This is a genomic window from Janthinobacterium woesei (assembly GCF_051380875.1).
Classification (GTDB): domain Bacteria; phylum Pseudomonadota; class Gammaproteobacteria; order Burkholderiales; family Burkholderiaceae_D; genus Janthinobacterium.
In genome coordinates, this window is record NZ_JBNYXW010000032.1 from 1 (window position 1) to 16453 (window position 16453).

12 protein-coding genes and 1 rRNA gene are annotated in these 16453 nt (G+C 59.6%); 3 read left to right on the top strand and 10 right to left on the bottom strand.

All coding sequences use genetic code 11. The features are described 5' to 3' along the window. Positions 1-82 (bottom strand): 16S ribosomal RNA (locus tag ACQ4W6_RS25170); the annotation flags it as partial. A gap of 680 nt (positions 83-762) precedes the next feature. On the opposite strand from ACQ4W6_RS25170, the gene ACQ4W6_RS25175 reads away from it, so the two are divergent. After that, positions 763-2706: a sigma-54-dependent Fis family transcriptional regulator gene (locus ACQ4W6_RS25175; RefSeq protein ID WP_436569906.1), complete on the top strand. Its 1944-nt coding sequence runs from the start codon at positions 763-765 to the stop codon at positions 2704-2706. A gap of 12 nt (positions 2707-2718) precedes the next feature. Here ACQ4W6_RS25175 and ACQ4W6_RS25180 read toward each other — a convergent pair whose 3' ends face one another. The 7 genes from ACQ4W6_RS25180 to ACQ4W6_RS25210 all read right to left on the bottom strand — a co-directional run bounded on the left by ACQ4W6_RS25180 (position 2719) and on the right by ACQ4W6_RS25210 (position 12397). Then, the gene (locus ACQ4W6_RS25180; RefSeq protein WP_436569896.1) at positions 2719-3729 is read right to left on the bottom strand and encodes an FAD:protein FMN transferase; all 1011 of its coding nucleotides are present in this window, start codon (positions 3727-3729) and stop codon (positions 2719-2721) included. Continuing rightward, positions 3719-5809 (bottom strand): 4Fe-4S binding protein, encoded by a 2091-nt coding sequence (locus ACQ4W6_RS25185; RefSeq protein ID WP_436569897.1) that lies wholly within the window; start codon positions 5807-5809, stop codon positions 3719-3721. The genes ACQ4W6_RS25180 and ACQ4W6_RS25185 overlap by 11 nt, the downstream gene beginning before the upstream one ends. Before the next feature lie 69 nt (positions 5810-5878). Further along, positions 5879-7039, bottom strand: coding sequence for a porin (locus tag ACQ4W6_RS25190; RefSeq protein WP_436569898.1), 1161 nt, complete (start codon positions 7037-7039; stop codon positions 5879-5881). A gap of 306 nt (positions 7040-7345) precedes the next feature. Further along, positions 7346-9091: a PQQ-dependent methanol/ethanol family dehydrogenase gene (locus tag ACQ4W6_RS25195; RefSeq protein WP_436569899.1), complete on the bottom strand. Its 1746-nt coding sequence runs from the start codon at positions 9089-9091 to the stop codon at positions 7346-7348. 63 nt (positions 9092-9154) lie between these two features. Beyond that, a complete protein-coding gene (locus ACQ4W6_RS25200) occupies positions 9155-9550 on the bottom strand; it encodes a DUF779 domain-containing protein (RefSeq protein ID WP_436569900.1) in 396 nt (131 codons plus the stop codon). Between the two features lie 52 nt (positions 9551-9602). Continuing rightward, positions 9603-11123 (bottom strand): aldehyde dehydrogenase, encoded by a 1521-nt coding sequence (gene adh / locus ACQ4W6_RS25205; RefSeq protein WP_436569901.1) that lies wholly within the window; start codon positions 11121-11123, stop codon positions 9603-9605. Between the two features lie 344 nt (positions 11124-11467). Then, on the bottom strand, positions 11468-12397 hold the full coding sequence (locus ACQ4W6_RS25210) for a beta-propeller fold lactonase family protein (protein WP_436569907.1): 930 nt from the start codon (positions 12395-12397) through the stop codon (positions 11468-11470). 229 nt (positions 12398-12626) lie between these two features. Between ACQ4W6_RS25210 and ACQ4W6_RS25215 the strand changes: the two genes are divergently transcribed. Then, complete coding sequence (locus tag ACQ4W6_RS25215; protein WP_436569902.1) at positions 12627-14765, top strand: TonB-dependent receptor family protein; 2139 nt, start codon at positions 12627-12629, stop codon at positions 14763-14765. Between the two features lie 58 nt (positions 14766-14823). Here the strand turns inward: ACQ4W6_RS25215 and ACQ4W6_RS25220 are convergent, their stop codons facing one another. Both ACQ4W6_RS25220 and pedF read right to left on the bottom strand, forming a co-directional pair. Further along, a complete protein-coding gene (locus ACQ4W6_RS25220) occupies positions 14824-15657 on the bottom strand; it encodes a substrate-binding periplasmic protein (protein ID WP_436569903.1) in 834 nt (277 codons plus the stop codon). Between the two features lie 15 nt (positions 15658-15672). Continuing rightward, on the bottom strand, positions 15673-16158 hold the full coding sequence (pedF, locus tag ACQ4W6_RS25225) for a cytochrome c-550 PedF (protein ID WP_436569904.1): 486 nt from the start codon (positions 16156-16158) through the stop codon (positions 15673-15675). A gap of 107 nt (positions 16159-16265) precedes the next feature. On the opposite strand from pedF, the gene ACQ4W6_RS25230 reads away from it, so the two are divergent. Further along, positions 16266-16453 (top strand): hypothetical protein (locus tag ACQ4W6_RS25230; RefSeq protein WP_436569905.1); only part of this gene is annotated, 188 nt, incomplete at its 3' end.

A 16453-nucleotide genomic window follows, 5' to 3' on the forward strand; every position in this document is an offset into this window, starting at 1 on the left:
AAGCTCCGTGCTGCCGTTCGACTTGCATGTGTAAGGCATGCCGCCAGCGTTCAATCTGAGCCAGGATCAAACTCTTCAGTTTAATCTCTGTTACTTTGCCATTTTATTGGCACCGTCATTGCTGACGGGTCGCTCACTCAAAAAACTGACAGGCTACTTCCGAAGAAGTATCCTATTTCATTATTTCTTGTGAACATTTGATATTTTAAGTTAGACGCCAATCCGAAGATTGGCGCTGCACTTGCATCAAATGCCCACACTTATCGACTGTTAATTGTTAAAGAACTATATTCGGTAAAACTTTCGCATTATCGACAAAGCGTTGTGTTTGTCAGCTGCGAAGAAGGAAGAGTATGAAGCATTTCGCTAAATCTGTCAACACCTTCTTTTCTACTGCATCGCCGTTTCCGGTGATCCTCAACTGCCGCATTTGACTGCGTCTCATCGGGGAGGCGAACTATAGCAAAGCCCTGCACGCCCCGCAAGGGCTATTTGCGGGAATTTTGAGCCGTATCAGACGCAACGGTCCTGGCATCGCATTTGCTTATCCAATGACATCACCCACCGCCGATGGAGCAACTCTGAGCCTAGCCGCAACACTGGGGATAGCCAGGTTCGCTTTGCTTTGCTCTCATCTGTGACAGGTGCTACATTATGGAACACTCTCGATATTCAAAAGAGCGCCGCAGTACAGGGCCCAACGGAGGCAACGAGATCATGTATCAGCCATCAGCTACCTACCGTAGCGCACCGTTTTCGTCCATGGCAGACGCAAACACTTCACAGGCAGGCTCAGACGATGTTCCTGTGCTCATCGAAACATCGCATCAGCGTTCACTCGCCTATGGCCTGTCGCCTACGGCCACGCCCGATTTCACGCCGGCGGGGAAATCCGACCTGTCGCTGCTCATCGAGCAAAACCGCATGCTGCACGCACATGCGGTGCCGGCGATGGAAACCCTGTACCAGCAGATCGTCAATACGCATAATATGGTGATCTTGACGGATGCCAACGGCGTCATCGTGCACTCGCTGGGTGACGATGATTTCCTGGAGAAAGCCAACCGGGTGGCCTTGCAACCGGGCGTGGCGTGGTCCGAGCAAAGCCGCGGCACGAATGCGATTGGTACCGCCATCACGGAAAAAGTGCCGACTTTGGTCCACGCTGACCAGCATTATCTTGCCGCCAATCATTTCCTGACCTGCTCGGCGGCGCCCATCACCGATCACCGGGGCAATGTCATTGGCGTGCTGGACGTCTCCAGCGACCAGCGTAGTTTTCACAAGCATACGATGGCCCTGGTACGCATGTCGGCGTTGATGATTGAAAATCAACTATTTTCCGCCACCTTTGAAGACGCCATCACCGTGCACTTCCACGCACGGCCCGAATTCATCGGCACCCTGATGGAAGGCATTGCTTCATTCACGCCGGGCGGACGCTTTCTGTCAGCCAACAAAAATGGCTTGTTCCAGCTAGGCCTGTCATTTGCCGCACTGCAATCGCACACTTTCAGCTCTTTGTTCGGCTTGCCCGTTTCCGCCCTGTACGACCATTACCGCACGGCGGCGCCCGGCCTGCTGAACCTGTGCATGCACAGCGGCGTGCGTGTATATGGACGCGCGCAATTACGCTTGGGAAATAGTGTCTTCCAACACGGTTTTACTGCCAGCACCGATCACAGCGATATCAATGCGGTGCCGGCGCAGATACCCGCGCCAGCCAGCCATGCGGCCAACGCGGCGCGGCGCCTGTCCGGCCTGCGCTATCTGCGCACGGGCGATCCGCAACTGGAACTGGTGATCGAAAAGGTTAACAAGGTATTGGGACGCGACATTCCCATCCTGGTCATGGGTGAAACAGGCACCGGCAAGGAATTGCTGGCGCAAGCCATCCACAACGATTCGCCACGGGCGATGGGGCCGTTTATTGCCGTCAACTGTGCCTCGATTCCGGAAACCCTGATCGAATCGGAACTGTTCGGCTATGAAGACGGCGCCTTTACGGGCGCGCGCAAGAAAGGCGCTGTCGGCAAGATACTGCAGGCAAATGGCGGCACCCTGTTCCTCGATGAGATCGGCGACATGCCCTTCGGCTTGCAGGCGCGGCTGTTGCGCGTATTGCAGGAGCGCATGGTCACGCCCTTGGGCAGCAGCAAATCGATCACCGTGAATGTGGAACTGATTTGCGCCACGAACCACAACTTGCGCGAGCGCATGGCCAAGGGCTTGTTTCGCGAAGATTTGTATTACCGATTGAATGGCCTGGTAGTGAAACTGCCGCCACTGCGCGATCGCACCGACCTCGATACGGTCGTGAAGAAAATCCTGGCGACGGAAGCGCCCGATACGCGCTATACGGTGTCACCGGACATCCTGCACATGTTCCATCAGCATAAATGGCCTGGCAACTTCCGCCAGCTGACCAATTTGTTGCGCACGGCCATCGTCATGGCCGGTGACGAGCATGAAATCTGCTTGCGCCACATGCCAGATGATTTCCTCGACGATATCGAGATGACGCAAGCCAGTGCCGCCAGCGCCAGCACGGACCGCATGATCGCCGCCGGCGCTAACCTGGAAGAAATGGAACACAGCGTGATCCTGAAATCGCTCGATGCCCACGGCGGCAACGTCTCGGCCACGGCGCGCGCCCTGGGCGTGTCGCGCAACACGATCTATCGCAAGGTGCCGCATCTGAAGTAACTACGCGGGTCACTACGCGATACGGGGGAAGCCGGGCGACATGCGGCGTCGGCCCAGCTTGTCGATCGTCATCAGGTCGACGCCCCGCATTTGCGCAGCCATGGCATAGGCGCGCGCGGCCCCCGTCACCATGAACGTGGTCGACAAGCCATCGGCCAGCAAGCCGGTGGGCGCCAGCACGGTGGCGCTGGCCAACTCGGCTGGAGAATCACCGCGCGATGGGTCAAAGATATGATGATGCGCAAAGTCTGGCGTGAATGTGCAGGCATAATCGCCAGAGGTGGCCACGCTGCGCCCTTCCACTTTCAAGGTTGCCGCGAGGATTTCTCCATCGCGCGGATCCTGGATGCCCAGGGTCCACGGCTGGCGCATGGCACGCTGGCCACGCGCCATGAATTCGCCCGTGTCGAGCAATGCATGCTGCACGCCGCGCGCCCGCACGGCCGCCAGCGCCATGTCCGCCGCATAGCCTTGCGCCAGGCCATTCAAGGTCAACGCCATGCCAGGCTGGCGAAAGTACACTTCGCGCTGGTCCCACGCCAGTTGCCGCCAGCCTACGCGTGCCTGCGCCGCGCGCCGCTGCGTATCTGACGGCAGGTTCGCCTGATCGGCCGCCGCGCGACACAGCTGCCACAACGGTTGCACGGTGACATCAAACGCACCATCACTCCATTGCGACAAGGCCTGCGCCTGTGCCAGCACGGCCAGCAGATGGGAATCGGGCCGCGCCAGGCGCCCATCGCGATTGAGCTGGAAAACCTGGCTGGCTGGACTGTAAATGCTCATCAGGCGGTCGATCTTCCTGGCCGCATACAAGGCGTCTTCGATGGCCAGCTCGGCCTGGCGCTGGTCATGGTGCAACACCGTCGCGGCGATCGTCGTGCCGAACGCCAGCGCGGCGCCCCGGTACAGGCGCATGCCGGACGGGGCAGTCGTGCCACGCGCCATGCTGCCCGGCAAGGCCAAGCCCGCCATGCCGGCCACGCTGCCAATGGCTGCGGATATGAACGTTCTACGCTGCATTGCTGCTCCCCTCTGCCATGGCCCGGGCAATCGGAATGCTGCGGGCGCGCTTGATGTCCAGCATCAAGGGCGCGCATTTTTCATCGCTGGCATGAATCACCACGCAATCCATGCACTGAAAACATTCGGCGTAATCGACTTGTCCACTCGGTGCGATGGCGTGGTACTCGCAACGGTGGCGACAGGTCTGGCACGGCGTGCCGCATTCCTTGCGGCGGGGAATCCAGTTGAACAGGCGCACGCGCCCCAGCAGCGCCAGCGCCGCCCCAAACGGACACAGGTAACGGCAAAAGAATTTATACGAAACGCTACTGAGCAGCAGCAAAGCTGCGGCATACGAGACAAACGGCCAGGCGCGCACGAAGTTCAGGGTGATGGCCGTCTTGAACGGCTCCAGTTCCACCAGCTTGTCCGTGACCTGGCTGGAAAAAATGCTGCTGGCGAGAATGACTGCCAGCAGCGCATATTTGATCCACTTCAAACGTCCATCGAGGCGCGGCTTGATCTTCCATTGCGGCACGCGCAACCACTGGCCCAGCTTACCCGTCAATTCCTGCAGGGCGCCGAACGGACACAGCCAGCCGCAAAACGTACCGCGTCCCCACAGAAACAGGCTGATCAGCACGAAAGCCCACAGAAGCACCGTCATCGGGTCGAACAGGAAAAATCCCAGGCTGCGCCCCGCCAGCAGCGCCTGGATGGCGCCCGTGAGATTAACAATCGACAACTGCCCTTGCGCGTAGTAACCGATAAAGGCAATGGTAAACAACAGGAACAGGCGGCGGAACCAGACGAATTGCCGGCCATCACGCACCAGGCGTTTCTGCCAGGCCAGCGCGCCGGTCAGCAGCGCCAGCCCGGCCAGCAATATCAGCAACTCAGCCTTGCGGCTTTGCCACGTGCCCCGCCACGTCGCATCATCGCCTTGCGGCGCCACATACAAATCAGCTGGCAGGCGATAACTGAAATCGACGTTGCGCGCGATGCGCTCGGGATACACGATGCCTTTGCTGCGCGTGATGGGCAAGGAAAACGCCAGCGGGCTGGCCGCGTCGAGCCCCGCCTGGCTGATGATGCGCAGCACGGCAATATGCTCCGTCGGCAACAGCGAGGCATCGGCCAAGCTGAGTTCCAAGTCCAGGTCGCGCATGTCGATCGGCAAGCCATCCTGTTTCAGCAACAGCCGCTCGGGCACGGTGCCGCGCACGAAATCGTCGCCCAGCACGCTGTAGCGCCCGCGCGACATGACGAGCATGGCGTGGTCGCCCTCGTCGAGGCGGTTGCGCAATTTATTCCAGCTCCGCTCGGTCAACAGATTGCGCCCCACGGACGGGACAGAAACATAGGCCAGGTACAGCTCGATGAACATGCCGTCCGGGTCGCGCGTCGCCTCGGCATCGAGCCCCGCCCCCGGACCATCCGCAAACAGGGCTTCCACGTCCTTGTTGCGCAGGCGCACATGCCCGATCAAGCCCTGCTGGAGCATCTGCGCCACATCCAGCTTTTGCAGCACGTCCATGCGGATGCGGGCGATCTGGTCCGGGTCGCGGCCCTGCGCGAAGCCCAGCTTCTTGCGCGACACTTTCAAGGCCGACGCCAGCACGCTCTGGTTGATGATGCGCACGGACGCCGTGGCCTTCGACACGCCATCGATATCGGCGTGGGTCGCGTCTGGCGCGCGTTTCGTCTTGGCACCGATGGCGATGCTTTGCTTCAGCGACAGGCCCTTGTATTGCTGGACGAACTGGAACAGCGGGGCAACACCTAAGCCGTCGAGAAAAACGGGTTCGTGCTGCGACAAGACGGCGACGTCCAGGAAACTGCCTTGCGGATTGATCGCGATTAATAAATTGACAGGAACGCCGGAAAAGCCGGGAATGGGCGCCAGGTCCACCGACTCGAACACATAGCCGACCAACTCGGTGGCCGTGGCGTTCTGCTTGAACAAAGGCCACACCGGCAAGTCCGTTTCCTTGTCTCCCACCATCAGCGGCGCGGGAAAGTGCCGCGCCAGCTCCGCCTTGGTGAGCACGCCCGCCCACGCCTGTCCCGCAATGAACAGGAATAGCCAGCAAGCCATGAATAACCGCATTGTCCGCATGCACCATGCTCCGCGCGGCGCCGCAGATACCGGCGCCGCATTCGTTGATTAGAAGAAAATAATGCCGCCCAGCGACACGCCATTCATCTTTGCCTCACCACCGGTAAAGCCTTTCGAGCGCGTCTGCCCCAGTTCGCCCACCAGGGTGATCGCGCTGTTGAGCGAATAGTAGGCGCCCAGGGTCAGGTTGGCGTTCGATTTCAGGCCGCCCGTGCCAGCCGTGTTGTCGTCGTTTTTGCTGATGCCGTAGGACAAGCCCAGCTTCAACTTGTCCGTCGTTTTATATGTGCCTTGCAGCAACCAGTTCTTCGACTTGGTATTGCCCTGGTCTGCATCGGATAAAATTCCCAGCCCTTTTCCGCCCTGGAAATTAAGCAGTACACCGGCCGGCCCCATCTGGTATGAGCCGCCCGCCTCGATCCCGCGCATGGTCAGGTCATCGACACCTGGCGTCTTCGAGGTGAATTTTTGCGACTTCACGCCCAGCCAGCCTTTCAAGCCCTCCTGCGCATACGTTACTTGCGCCTGCACTTGCGGGCTCGACTTCGAGGAATAGGTCGAACCGGCCACGATGGGCGTATCGGAAACGGGACTGACCAAGGCCACATCGACGCCAAAACCGCTTGACTTTGGCGAGCTGTACATGATCTGGCCATAGTTGCCCAGATAGGTATAGCCGGCGCCGATATGGCCCAGGGTCACGCGGCCCCGCTGCGTCGCCTGCACGGGCGCGCCCGAACCCAGCAAGGTCATGTCGGAAAGAATGGCATTCGCGCCGAACATGCCGTAGTCGCGCCCCAGCTTGAAGGTGCCCATGTGTTCATTGCCAAACGTAAAGAATGCCTGGCGCACATCGACCACGCTGTTCTGGCTGATGGCGCTATCGGTGGCCGTCGAGTTATAGATGCCGATCAAGGCCTTTACGTCGTACTCGCCCAGGCGCGACGACGCGGAGGTAATCAGGCCATTCGGCAGCAAGCCATTGCCTATCGTCGTGCGGTCTTTTTCTCCGCCGCAACCGAGCGCCTGGCCGCCCAGCGCCAGCCCGCCCACGGCGTCGCCAGAGCACGACACTTGCGTGTAGTAGGCGTTGACGATGCCGCCCACCGACACGGTCCAGTCGCCGGCCTTGATATCGACGGCTTGCGCCTGTCCCATCGCTGCGATCATCATGACACCGAGGCTCCCCAGCTTGATCAATGTATTCATTTTTTCTCCGCTTTCTTCTGTGTTTTTAGTGTGCACACCAGTGATTGATGTAGCTCAATCTTTGGCAATAAGCGTGCCCAGAACCGCACAGAGGGAGAAAGAGAAAAAACCTGATAAACGTGTGCAGCAGCGGATCAATCGTCACTTGCAGTGTTCATTTTTTGACCGCAAGTATGCTGATCGCGCGTACAGGTAAACAAAAAAAACTGACGGCCTGGGCCGTCAGCAAAAAGCAAGCGCCCAGGTTTTGCGCACCGTGCGGACTGGGAGACGCCCATCCGCACTAGCCCGGGCGCTACACCCCCGTTACTTCGACGCCAGTTTGAAGACCCATACGGAACCGCCCTGCTCCAGGAAGTTGACCTTCTTCGCCACTTCGCCACCCCACAGCGGGACCGCGCCACCCCAGCCGGAAACGACGGCCACGTATTGCGTGTCGCCATCCTGCCAGGTGACGGGTGGCGCCACGACGCCGGAGCCGGTCTGGAATTTCCACAGTTCCTTGCCCGTCTTCGCGTCGACGGCTTTCAGGAAACCTTCCGGCGTGCCGTAGAACACCAAATTGCCAGCCGTACTCATCACGCCACCCCACAGCGGCGCATTGTTCTTGATTTCCCACACGATCTTGCCCGTCTTCGGATCGATGGCGCGCATGGCGCCGATGTAGTCGTCAAACAGGGGGCGGATGGTAAAACCTGCACCGAGGAAAGCGCCGCCTTTCTTGTAGCTGATCGGCTCATTCCAGATATCCATGCCCCATTCATTGGCAGGCACATAAAACAGCCTGGTTTGCGGCGAGTACGCCATCGGCATCTGGTTTTTTGCCCCCAGGAAAGCGGGCGCGGCAAACACAGTCGTGCCCTTCTTGCCTTCTTCTCCCTTGGTCGGGTCGCCAGGACGGCCGGCGGCGATGTAGTTCGGCCGGCCTGTCTTCAAGTCGATGCTGCTGGCCCAGGTGATTTTCTTAACAAAAGGAAAGGCGTTCTGCAGCTTGCCCGTGTTGGCGTCGATCACATAGAAGAAACCGTTGCGGTCGGCCTTGCCGCCGTAGCGCTTGCCATCCATGTCGAAGGTGACGAATTCATTGGCGCCATCAAAATCCCAGGCATCGTTGGGCGTGTTCTGGTAGGCCCACTTGATCTGCCCCGTCTTCACATCGAGCGCCACGGTAGACGAGGAATACAGGTTGTCGCCAGGGCGCAAATGGCTGTTCCAGGGTGCCGGGTTGCCCGTGCCGAAATACGCCAGCTTGGTTTGCGGATCGTAGGTGCCGCCCATCCAGGTCGAGGCGCCGCCCGTTTTCCACAGGTCGCCTGGCCAGGTCTTGTTCACCGTGCCGGAAATGCCGTTGTCGCTGGCCTTGCCATCCTTGTCGTAGCGGTGGCCCATGTGTCCCTCCACTGTGGGGCGCGACCACACCAGCTCGCCCGTCATGGGATTGCGCGCCTCGACCCGGCCCACGATACCGAATTCACCGCCCGACACGCCAGTCAGCAACAAACCTTCGGCGATCAGCGGCGCGGCCGTCATCGAGTAGCCGGCCGCGTAGTCATCGACTTTTTCCTTCCAGACGATCTTGCCCGTGTTTTGATCGAGCGCCACCAGATACGCATCGAGGGTGCCGAAGATCACCAGGTTGCCGAACAAGGCGGCGCCGCGGTTGACCACGTCGCAGCACGGCATGATGCCCTCTGGCAAGCGGTGCTCATATTTCCACAGCTTGGCACCCGTCTTCAAATCGATGGCAAAGATGCGCGAATACGATGCCGTGACGAACATCTTGCCGTTGTGAATCAATGGCTGCGATTCCTGGCCCCGCTGCTTTTCGCCGCCAAACGAGAATGACCAGGCCGGCACCAGCTTGGCCACGGTCTTGTCATTGATCTGCGTCAACGGCGAATAGCGCTGGCCCTGCGTGCCCATGCCAAACGACAAGATGCTCGACGGATTCTTTGCCGTGTTGTCGAGCATGGCGCTGGTAACATTGCCCGCGTCCGCTGCGTGCACGAACGAGGCCAGCGATACCAGGCCCAAACTGACGACTATCCCCATGATTTTTTTCTGCACAATCATCTCCCTCTGTTATTAGTATGTGTTTGTATCAAGTGCTGCCGGTCAAGGGCTTTTGCTGCCGTGCTCATGCGTCTGGGCATGCAGCACAGCGCACTCTGCATCGGTGAACAGGCGCGAACGCGTCAGGAAGCGCTTGCCCGTGCCGTTGTCGAGTGAAAACATGCCGCCATTGCCATCGACCACATCGATGATCAACTGCGTATGCTCCCAGTACTCGAATTGCTCGAGTCCCATGTAGAACGGTGTGCCATTCAGGTTGCCGAGGTAGATGTCGGTATCGCTGACATCGAACTCGCCCAGCGCGTAGCACATGGGCGCACTGCCGTCGCAGCAGCCGCCCGACTGGAAAAACATCAGCGGGCCGTGACGCTCGCGCAACTTGTCCATCATTTCCAACGCCGCATCGGTGGCGACCACCCTGGCAATTGCTGCACCCATGGCATCCCTTTCTACGCGCCGCGCCCAGGCAGGCGCGGCGCTATCTGCCGGTTTAGAAGAAGCCCAGGGCTTTCGAGCTATAGCTCACCAGCAAGTTTTTCGTTTGCTGGTAATGGTCGAGCATCATCTTGTGGTTTTCGCGGCCGATACCCGATTGCTTGTAGCCGCCGAACGCGGCGTGGGCCGGATACAGGTGATAGCAATTGGTCCACACGCGGCCGGCCTGGATGGCGCGCCCCATGCGGAAGGCACGCGAGCCGTCACGCGTCCACAAACCGGCGCCCAGTCCGTACAAGGTGTCGTTGGCAATCGCCAGCGCTTCGGCCTCATCCTTGAAGGTGGTAACGGAGACGACCGGCCCGAAAATTTCCTCCTGGAAGATGCGCATCTTGTTGTTGCCCTTGAACACAGTCGGACGCACGTAATAGCCGCCCTCCAGGTCGCCCGCCTGCGTGTGGCGCTCGCCACCGGCCAGCACTTCGGCGCCTTCCTGGCGGCCGATGTCGAGGTAGGACAGGATTTTTTCCAGTTGCTCCTGCGACGCCTGTGCGCCGATCATGGTGGCCGAATCGAGCGGGTTGCCCTGCTTGATGGCGGCGACGCGTTTGAGCGCCCGTTCCATGAATTTCTCGTAGATCGATTCCTGGATCAGCACGCGCGATGGGCAGGTGCACACTTCGCCTTGATTCAGCGCAAACATGGTGAAGCCTTCCAGGCATTTATCAAAATAATCGTCGTCGGCATCCATCACGTCTTCAAAGAAAATGTTCGGCGACTTGCCGCCCAGCTCCAGCGTGACGGGAATCAGGTTTTGCGCGGCGTAGCCCATGATCAAACGGCCCGTGCCCGTTTCGCCCGTAAAAGCGATCTTGGCGATGCGCTTGCTCGATGCCAACGGCTTGCCCGCTTCCAGGCCGAAACCATTGATGATGTTCAACACGCCCGGCGGCAGCAAGTCGCCGATCAGCTCGATCAACACCATGATGGAGGCCGGTGTCTGCTCGGCCGGTTTCAGCACCACGCAATTGCCGGCGGCCAGGGCGGGCGCCAGTTTCCACACGGCCATCAGGATGGGGAAATTCCACGGGATGATCTGGCCCACCACGCCCAGCGGCTCATGGTAGTGATAGGCATAGGTTTCCGCATCGATTTGCGCAACGGAACCTTCCTGGGCGCGGATGCAGCCGGCAAAGTAGCGGAAATGGTCGATCGCCAGCGGAATGTCGGCGTTCATCGTTTCACGGATGGGCTTGCCGTTGTCGATGGTTTCCGCCGTGGCGATCAGGCTCAGGTTCTGTTCGATGCGGTCGGCGATGCGGTTCAGGATGTTGGCGCGCTCGGCGGGCGACGTCTTGCCCCAGGCGTCCTTGGCAGCGTGGGCGGCGTCCAGCGCCAGTTCGACGTCTTCCGCCGTGGAACGGGCGATTTCGCAAAACGGCAGGCCCGTGATCGGAGTAATGTTAGGAAAGTATTCACCTTTAACGGGTGCAACAAATTTGCCGCCAATGTAATTATCGTAACGTTGTTTGAAGGGGTTGGCGACGCCCAGTTTGCTGATGTCTGCGAGATTCATGTCGTCCTCTATCGGTTTGTAGAATTGGAATGTTGCTGGTTAAGTCGAACGTCCTGGTACAGATGGGGTGAGTACATGCAGTCTTTCGCAAATGCCGTGCCAGCTCGCCTCCCCTCTACAAACTTAGCGGGTTTTACCGCTGTTACAAGGGCGTGGCATCAACCTCGGCACGCCTTTCGCCCCCGCATGACCAGCTGAACGGATGGCGCCGCCTGTTGGCGTTTTGAACAAAATGGAGGCGTCCTGTTCCAATCCGGGACACCCCTGCCGCGCCCCCCGCGCAGCCCCGTTGACGCTGCACAATGGAACAGGTGTGCCAGACTGGAACACCTGTTGCAGGGCAGCTAGCGAATCACCACGCCCCACGGCAATTCGCCGACGGCAACATCGGCCACCTTGCGCGCGCTGGCCGTGTCGATGACGGAGACGCTGTTCGAGCGGCCATTGGCCACGTACAGCTTGGCGCCGTCGGGTGTGATAGCCATGTTCCAGGGACGCTTGCCGACGGCAATGGTGGCCGTCACCTCGTTGCTGGCCGTATCGATCACCATTACCGTGCCATCCGTGCCGTTCGAGACATATACCTGCTTGCCGCTGGGGTGGACCGCGATGCCATTCGCATTCTTGCCGGCAGCAATAGTGGCGATGGCCTTGCGCTGCGTCATGTCGATCACGTAGACGGCGTTGACCAGCTCGCAGGCCACATAGGCGCGGCCAGAGTCGGGGCTGAAACCGATGCCGCGCGGACGCAAGCCCACGGCGACGGAACCCACCTGGCGGCGTTGCGCGACATCAATGACATCGACTTGCTCGGCCTCTTCCGCGCTGACCAGCAGCCAGCGCCCGTCCGGGCTGAAGACGGCGTGTTCGGGATTGCGTCCGTGCACTTTTATGTCGGCGAGCAAGGCGCCCGTATGGCCGTCGAGCAGGGCCACGCTATTGTTTTCTTCGACGGCCACGGCCACATGGCTGCCGTCGAGGGAGGCACTGACGCCTTCAGGCGATTTGCCCAGCGCCACGCTGCGCACGGGTGCGCCCGCCACGTTATCGATCAGCAACAAGGCGCTGCTGGCCGCATCCGTGACAAACAATTGCCGCCCGGTGGGGTCGGCGGCGATGCCGCGCGGGCGCTTGCCGGCAGCGATCTGGCGTACCACCTGGTCGGTGGCCGTGTCGATCACACTCAGGGTGCCTGACTTTTCATTGGGAACATAGGCAAATGGCGCCGCTTGGACGGCTGTGCAAGCGAGCGCTGGCAAAAGGCAGCAAGCCACGCGCAAGCGAAGGAAGAAGTTGGGCATAATCACCTTTTCAATGGCAAAACGACAGAAAAGCGCGCACTGGCAGCGCGGATGAAAATGCTTGCATGCAAACGCCGTGCCACTGGCAGGCGTATAATTTCAGCCCACCAATGGAGACATGGCAGGCATATTGCTTGATAACGATGCAGACCTGTGCCGCGCACGCGCGCAAGCAGGCTTTTATACACATTGGAGAACCCGCATGCAGTATCGTTTCCGCTTGAACACCATCGCCAGCCTGTTTGTCGCCGGCAGCGCCACCCTCGCCCCCCACGTTTTTGCCGCCGAGGCAGTTGTCCCCGCTGGCGGACAACTCTTGGATACGGTGGTGATCAGCGGCAGCCGCATTCCTCACCCCAGCCAGGAAGTACCCGCTTCCATCGACGTCGTCGACAGCGCGCGCATCCAGGATGGCCAAATCCGCGTCAACGCTTCGGAAGCGCTGGCTGCCGTACCGGGCTTGGTGGTACAGAACCGCCAGAACTATGCGCAAGACTTGCAAATCTCTTCGCGCGGCTTCGGCGCCCGCTCGGCCTTCGGCGTGCGCGGCGTCAAACTCATCAGCGACGGCATTCCCGCCAGCATGCCCGACGGCCAAGGGCAGGCAGCCACCTTCAACCTGGATACAGCCGAGCGCATCGAAGTCTTGCGCGGGCCATTTTCCGCCATCTACGGCAACCATTCGGGCGGCGTGATCCAGCTGTTTTCCAAGGATGGCCAGAATCCACCCTCGGTGGAACTGAATGTCACGGGCGGCAGCTTCGGCGCCAGCAAGGTGGACTTGAGCGCGCAGGGCCAGGCAGGCGGTATCGGCTACGTGCTCGACGGTTCGCGCTTTCGCACCGATGGTTTCCGCGACCACAGCGCCGCCACGCGCGAACAGGCCTTCGGCAAGATCACGGTAAAACCGACGGCCGACAGCAAGCTGACCATCGTCGCCAACAGCTTGCACCAGGGCAACACGCAAGATCCGCTGGGCGCCACTTGGGCCACGTTTGTACGCGACCCGCGCGCCGGCGAAATCGACGCGACGGACACGCAAAACCCGAAACGCACCCTGGCCGAACGCTACAACACGCGCAAGAGCATCGACCACCAGCAAATCGGCGCCACCTATGAACAGGCTTTCGGCGACGACCGCCTGCATGTGATGGTGTATGGCGGCAACCGCGACGTGATCCAATACCAGGCATTCAACAAAGGCTTCCAGGCGCCGGCCAGCCATTCAGGCGGCGTGGTCGACTTCCAGCGTCAGTTCTATGGCATCGACACCAATTGGCTGCATGTGAATCAATTGGCTGGCGGCAAGCTGAGCACCACCATCGGCATCGACTATGGCCGCTCCAGCGATGACCGCACCGGCTATGAAAATTTCATCGGCAATACCTTTGGCGTCAAGGGCAAGCTGCGCCGCGACGAGCAGGATGTCGTCTCCAGCCTCGATCCGTATATCCAGGCGGAATGGCAAAGCGGGCCGTGGCTACTCAGCGCAGGTTTGCGCTACAGCAAGATGAAAGTATCGGTCAGCGACCATTTCTTCAGCAATGGCAACGATAGCGGCAGTCTGGAATTTAGCCACACGACGCCGGTGCTGGGCCTGCTCTACAAGCTGACACCCAACGTCAACGTGTACGCCAGCGCCGCGCGCGGCTTCGAGGCGCCTACCTTGAACGAGTTATTTTATTCTGGCACCGGCGGCGGCTTCAATTTCAACTTGAAACCGGCCACCAGCACCAACCTGGAAGCGGGCATCAAGGCCAGAATCAACAACAACACGCACCTGAACGCAGCTTTGTTCCAGATCAAGACCAACGACGAACTGGTGGTCGACAAGTCCAGCGGCGGGCGCACCAGCTATCGCAATGCGGGCAAGACCTTGCGCCAGGGCATGGAGGTGTCGCTCGATTCCAGCCTGCCCTATGGTTTCACGACAAAAGTGGCGCTCACCAGCCTGCACGCCGTGTATGACCAGGCCTTCGGCACCGTTAGCGAAGGCAGCCGTTTGCCGGGCGTACCTAGCGCCAACCTGTTCGCGGAACTGGCGTGGAAAGATACGTTTGAGCGCTTTGGCGCGGCGCTGGAAAGCGTGGCCAGCAACCAGGTCTATGCGGAAGACAGCAACAGCGAAAAGCCGGCACCCGGCTACACGGTGTTCAATGCCCGTATCAATGCAAAACAAAGCGTGGGCAACTGGCGCTTCAAGGAATTTGCCCGCTTGAACAATCTTTTCGACAAGACCTACGTGGGTTCCGTCATCGTCGGCGACAGCAACAAGCGCTACTATGAGGCGGCGCCAGGACGCAATTGGTTGCTGGGTGTCAGCGCCCAATACAGTTTCTAAGACAAAAAGCCCGCGCATCGATCGATGCACGGGCTTTTTAGCATTGCAGCATGGCCTGTTACGGCCGCGCTTCCTGCACGCCGTATTTCTCAAAAATGGCTTTCAGTTCGCCGCTGGCGGCCATGTCATTCATGGCGGCCTGCAGCAGTTTGGCCACGTCCAGTTGCTGCCTGCTGACGGCCAGGCCCACGGCCCAGCCGGCACGCGGCAGGCGAGCGAACGCCACTTCGCTCAGGGGAAAGGCGGGATCGCTTTTCAGCACCGACTCGATTTCCGAACGGTTGGCCAGCACAGCGTCGAGCTGGCCCGCCTGCAATTGCTGCAAGGCTTCGGCAGCCGTATCGAAAATGCGCACATCGTCGCGGTACTTGCCATTATCTTCCCCCAACATCAGCATGGCCGCGATCGACACTTTTTCCACGCCGATGCGCTTGCCGGCCAGCGAGGCGACGCCGTCGAATTGTGGCACGGCATGCGCGCTGCGTACCAGTCGCACCGTTTCAACATAATATGGGGCAAAAATTTCGACTTTGTCGTTGTCAGCCATCAATTTCTTGTCGACCGGCACATGCAGCATCACGTCGGCGGGACCATAGCCGAGGTAATGGCCCTTCCACACCATATTGCGCAAATCATCATTCAGGTTTTCGCCAGCGGGAAATGGCAACAGACTCAATTTCAGCCCCAGTTTCTTCGCCAGCGCCTCGGCAATATCGATATCGATGCCCACGCCCTTGTCGGAAAATGGGGCAAACTCGTTGTACACGGCCACTTTCAGGCTGCCCGACTGTTGCACTTTTTGCCAGTCGGCGCGCGCCGGTACGGCCGCGCACAGTGCCAGGCAGGCGAGCGAGATCATCGCGCGCGCGCCCTGGATACGGAATGAACGCATAAGACTCCTTCGTGATCAGTTCGACTCTCTGCGGGTTTCCAGATAGGTCTTGATGGCCCACATGGCTTCCTGGTTGAACACGCCTTCAAACGGCGGCATGTACACGGCACCATTGCGTACTTTACCGTGGCGTATGGTGGCCAGGTAATAGTTGTCCGTTTCCTTGTAGCAAGCTTGTTTTTTTGTCTCATTCTTGATACTGAAACAATCGCGGTCTAGCTGGCGCAAATCTGGCGCAATGCCGCCCGAGATGGCTTCGATACCGTGGCAGCGCGCGCAATTCTGGTTGTAGGCAGAGGTGCCCACGCTCAGGGCCAGTTTATTACCACGATACGGATTTTGTTCCAGCCACTTGTCGCCCACTTTTGGCAAGCCAGTGGTGTCGACCCCTTGTGGCGTGACATTGCCATGCGCATAGGCATGCGGCAAGGTCAGCAGGGAAGTGAGGGCGACGGCGCCGGCAGCGGCCACGCCGAGCAGGGTACGGATGGAATAGGTCATGCTGGTCTCCTTGGTTTTTTAGTCAATAACCAATAAGAGCAAATGCCATGCCATGCGTGCATGCCCCATAGCAGACGGGCCATGTATCAATTTGGAACAGCTGCAACATGGAGTTGTATCACCGCGCCGGTGGCCGCTGGCCAATAAACCACTTTGGGGGTGCAAGCAGAAAAAGCATCAGACGAAAAAAAACCCGTCAATTGCTTGACGGGTTTTTCTCTACTACGAATAACAAGCCTGACGATAACCTACTTTCACACTGGTTGCAGCACTATCATCGGCGCAAAGTTGTTTC

Bases quoted from the DNA above. Each gene is read 5' to 3' on its own strand.
- ACQ4W6_RS25175 (WP_436569906.1), top strand. From the start codon at position 763: ATGGCAGACGCAAACACTTCACAGGCAGGCTCAGACGATGTTCCTGTG.
- ACQ4W6_RS25180 (WP_436569896.1), bottom strand. From the start codon at position 3,729: ATGCAGCGTAGAACGTTCATATCCGCAGCCATTGGCAGCGTGGCCGGC.
- ACQ4W6_RS25185 (WP_436569897.1), bottom strand. From the start codon at position 5,809: ATGGCTTGCTGGCTATTCCTGTTCATTGCGGGACAGGCGTGGGCGGGC.
- ACQ4W6_RS25190 (WP_436569898.1), bottom strand. From the start codon at position 7,039: ATGAATACATTGATCAAGCTGGGGAGCCTCGGTGTCATGATGATCGCA.
- ACQ4W6_RS25195 (WP_436569899.1), bottom strand. From the start codon at position 9,091: ATGGGGATAGTCGTCAGTTTGGGCCTGGTATCGCTGGCCTCGTTCGTG.
- ACQ4W6_RS25200 (WP_436569900.1), bottom strand. From the start codon at position 9,550: ATGGGTGCAGCAATTGCCAGGGTGGTCGCCACCGATGCGGCGTTGGAA.
- adh (WP_436569901.1), bottom strand. From the start codon at position 11,123: ATGAATCTCGCAGACATCAGCAAACTGGGCGTCGCCAACCCCTTCAAA.
- ACQ4W6_RS25215 (WP_436569902.1), top strand. From the start codon at position 12,627: ATGCAGTATCGTTTCCGCTTGAACACCATCGCCAGCCTGTTTGTCGCC.
- ACQ4W6_RS25220 (WP_436569903.1), bottom strand. From the start codon at position 15,657: ATGCGTTCATTCCGTATCCAGGGCGCGCGCGCGATGATCTCGCTCGCC.
- pedF (WP_436569904.1), bottom strand. From the start codon at position 16,158: ATGACCTATTCCATCCGTACCCTGCTCGGCGTGGCCGCTGCCGGCGCC.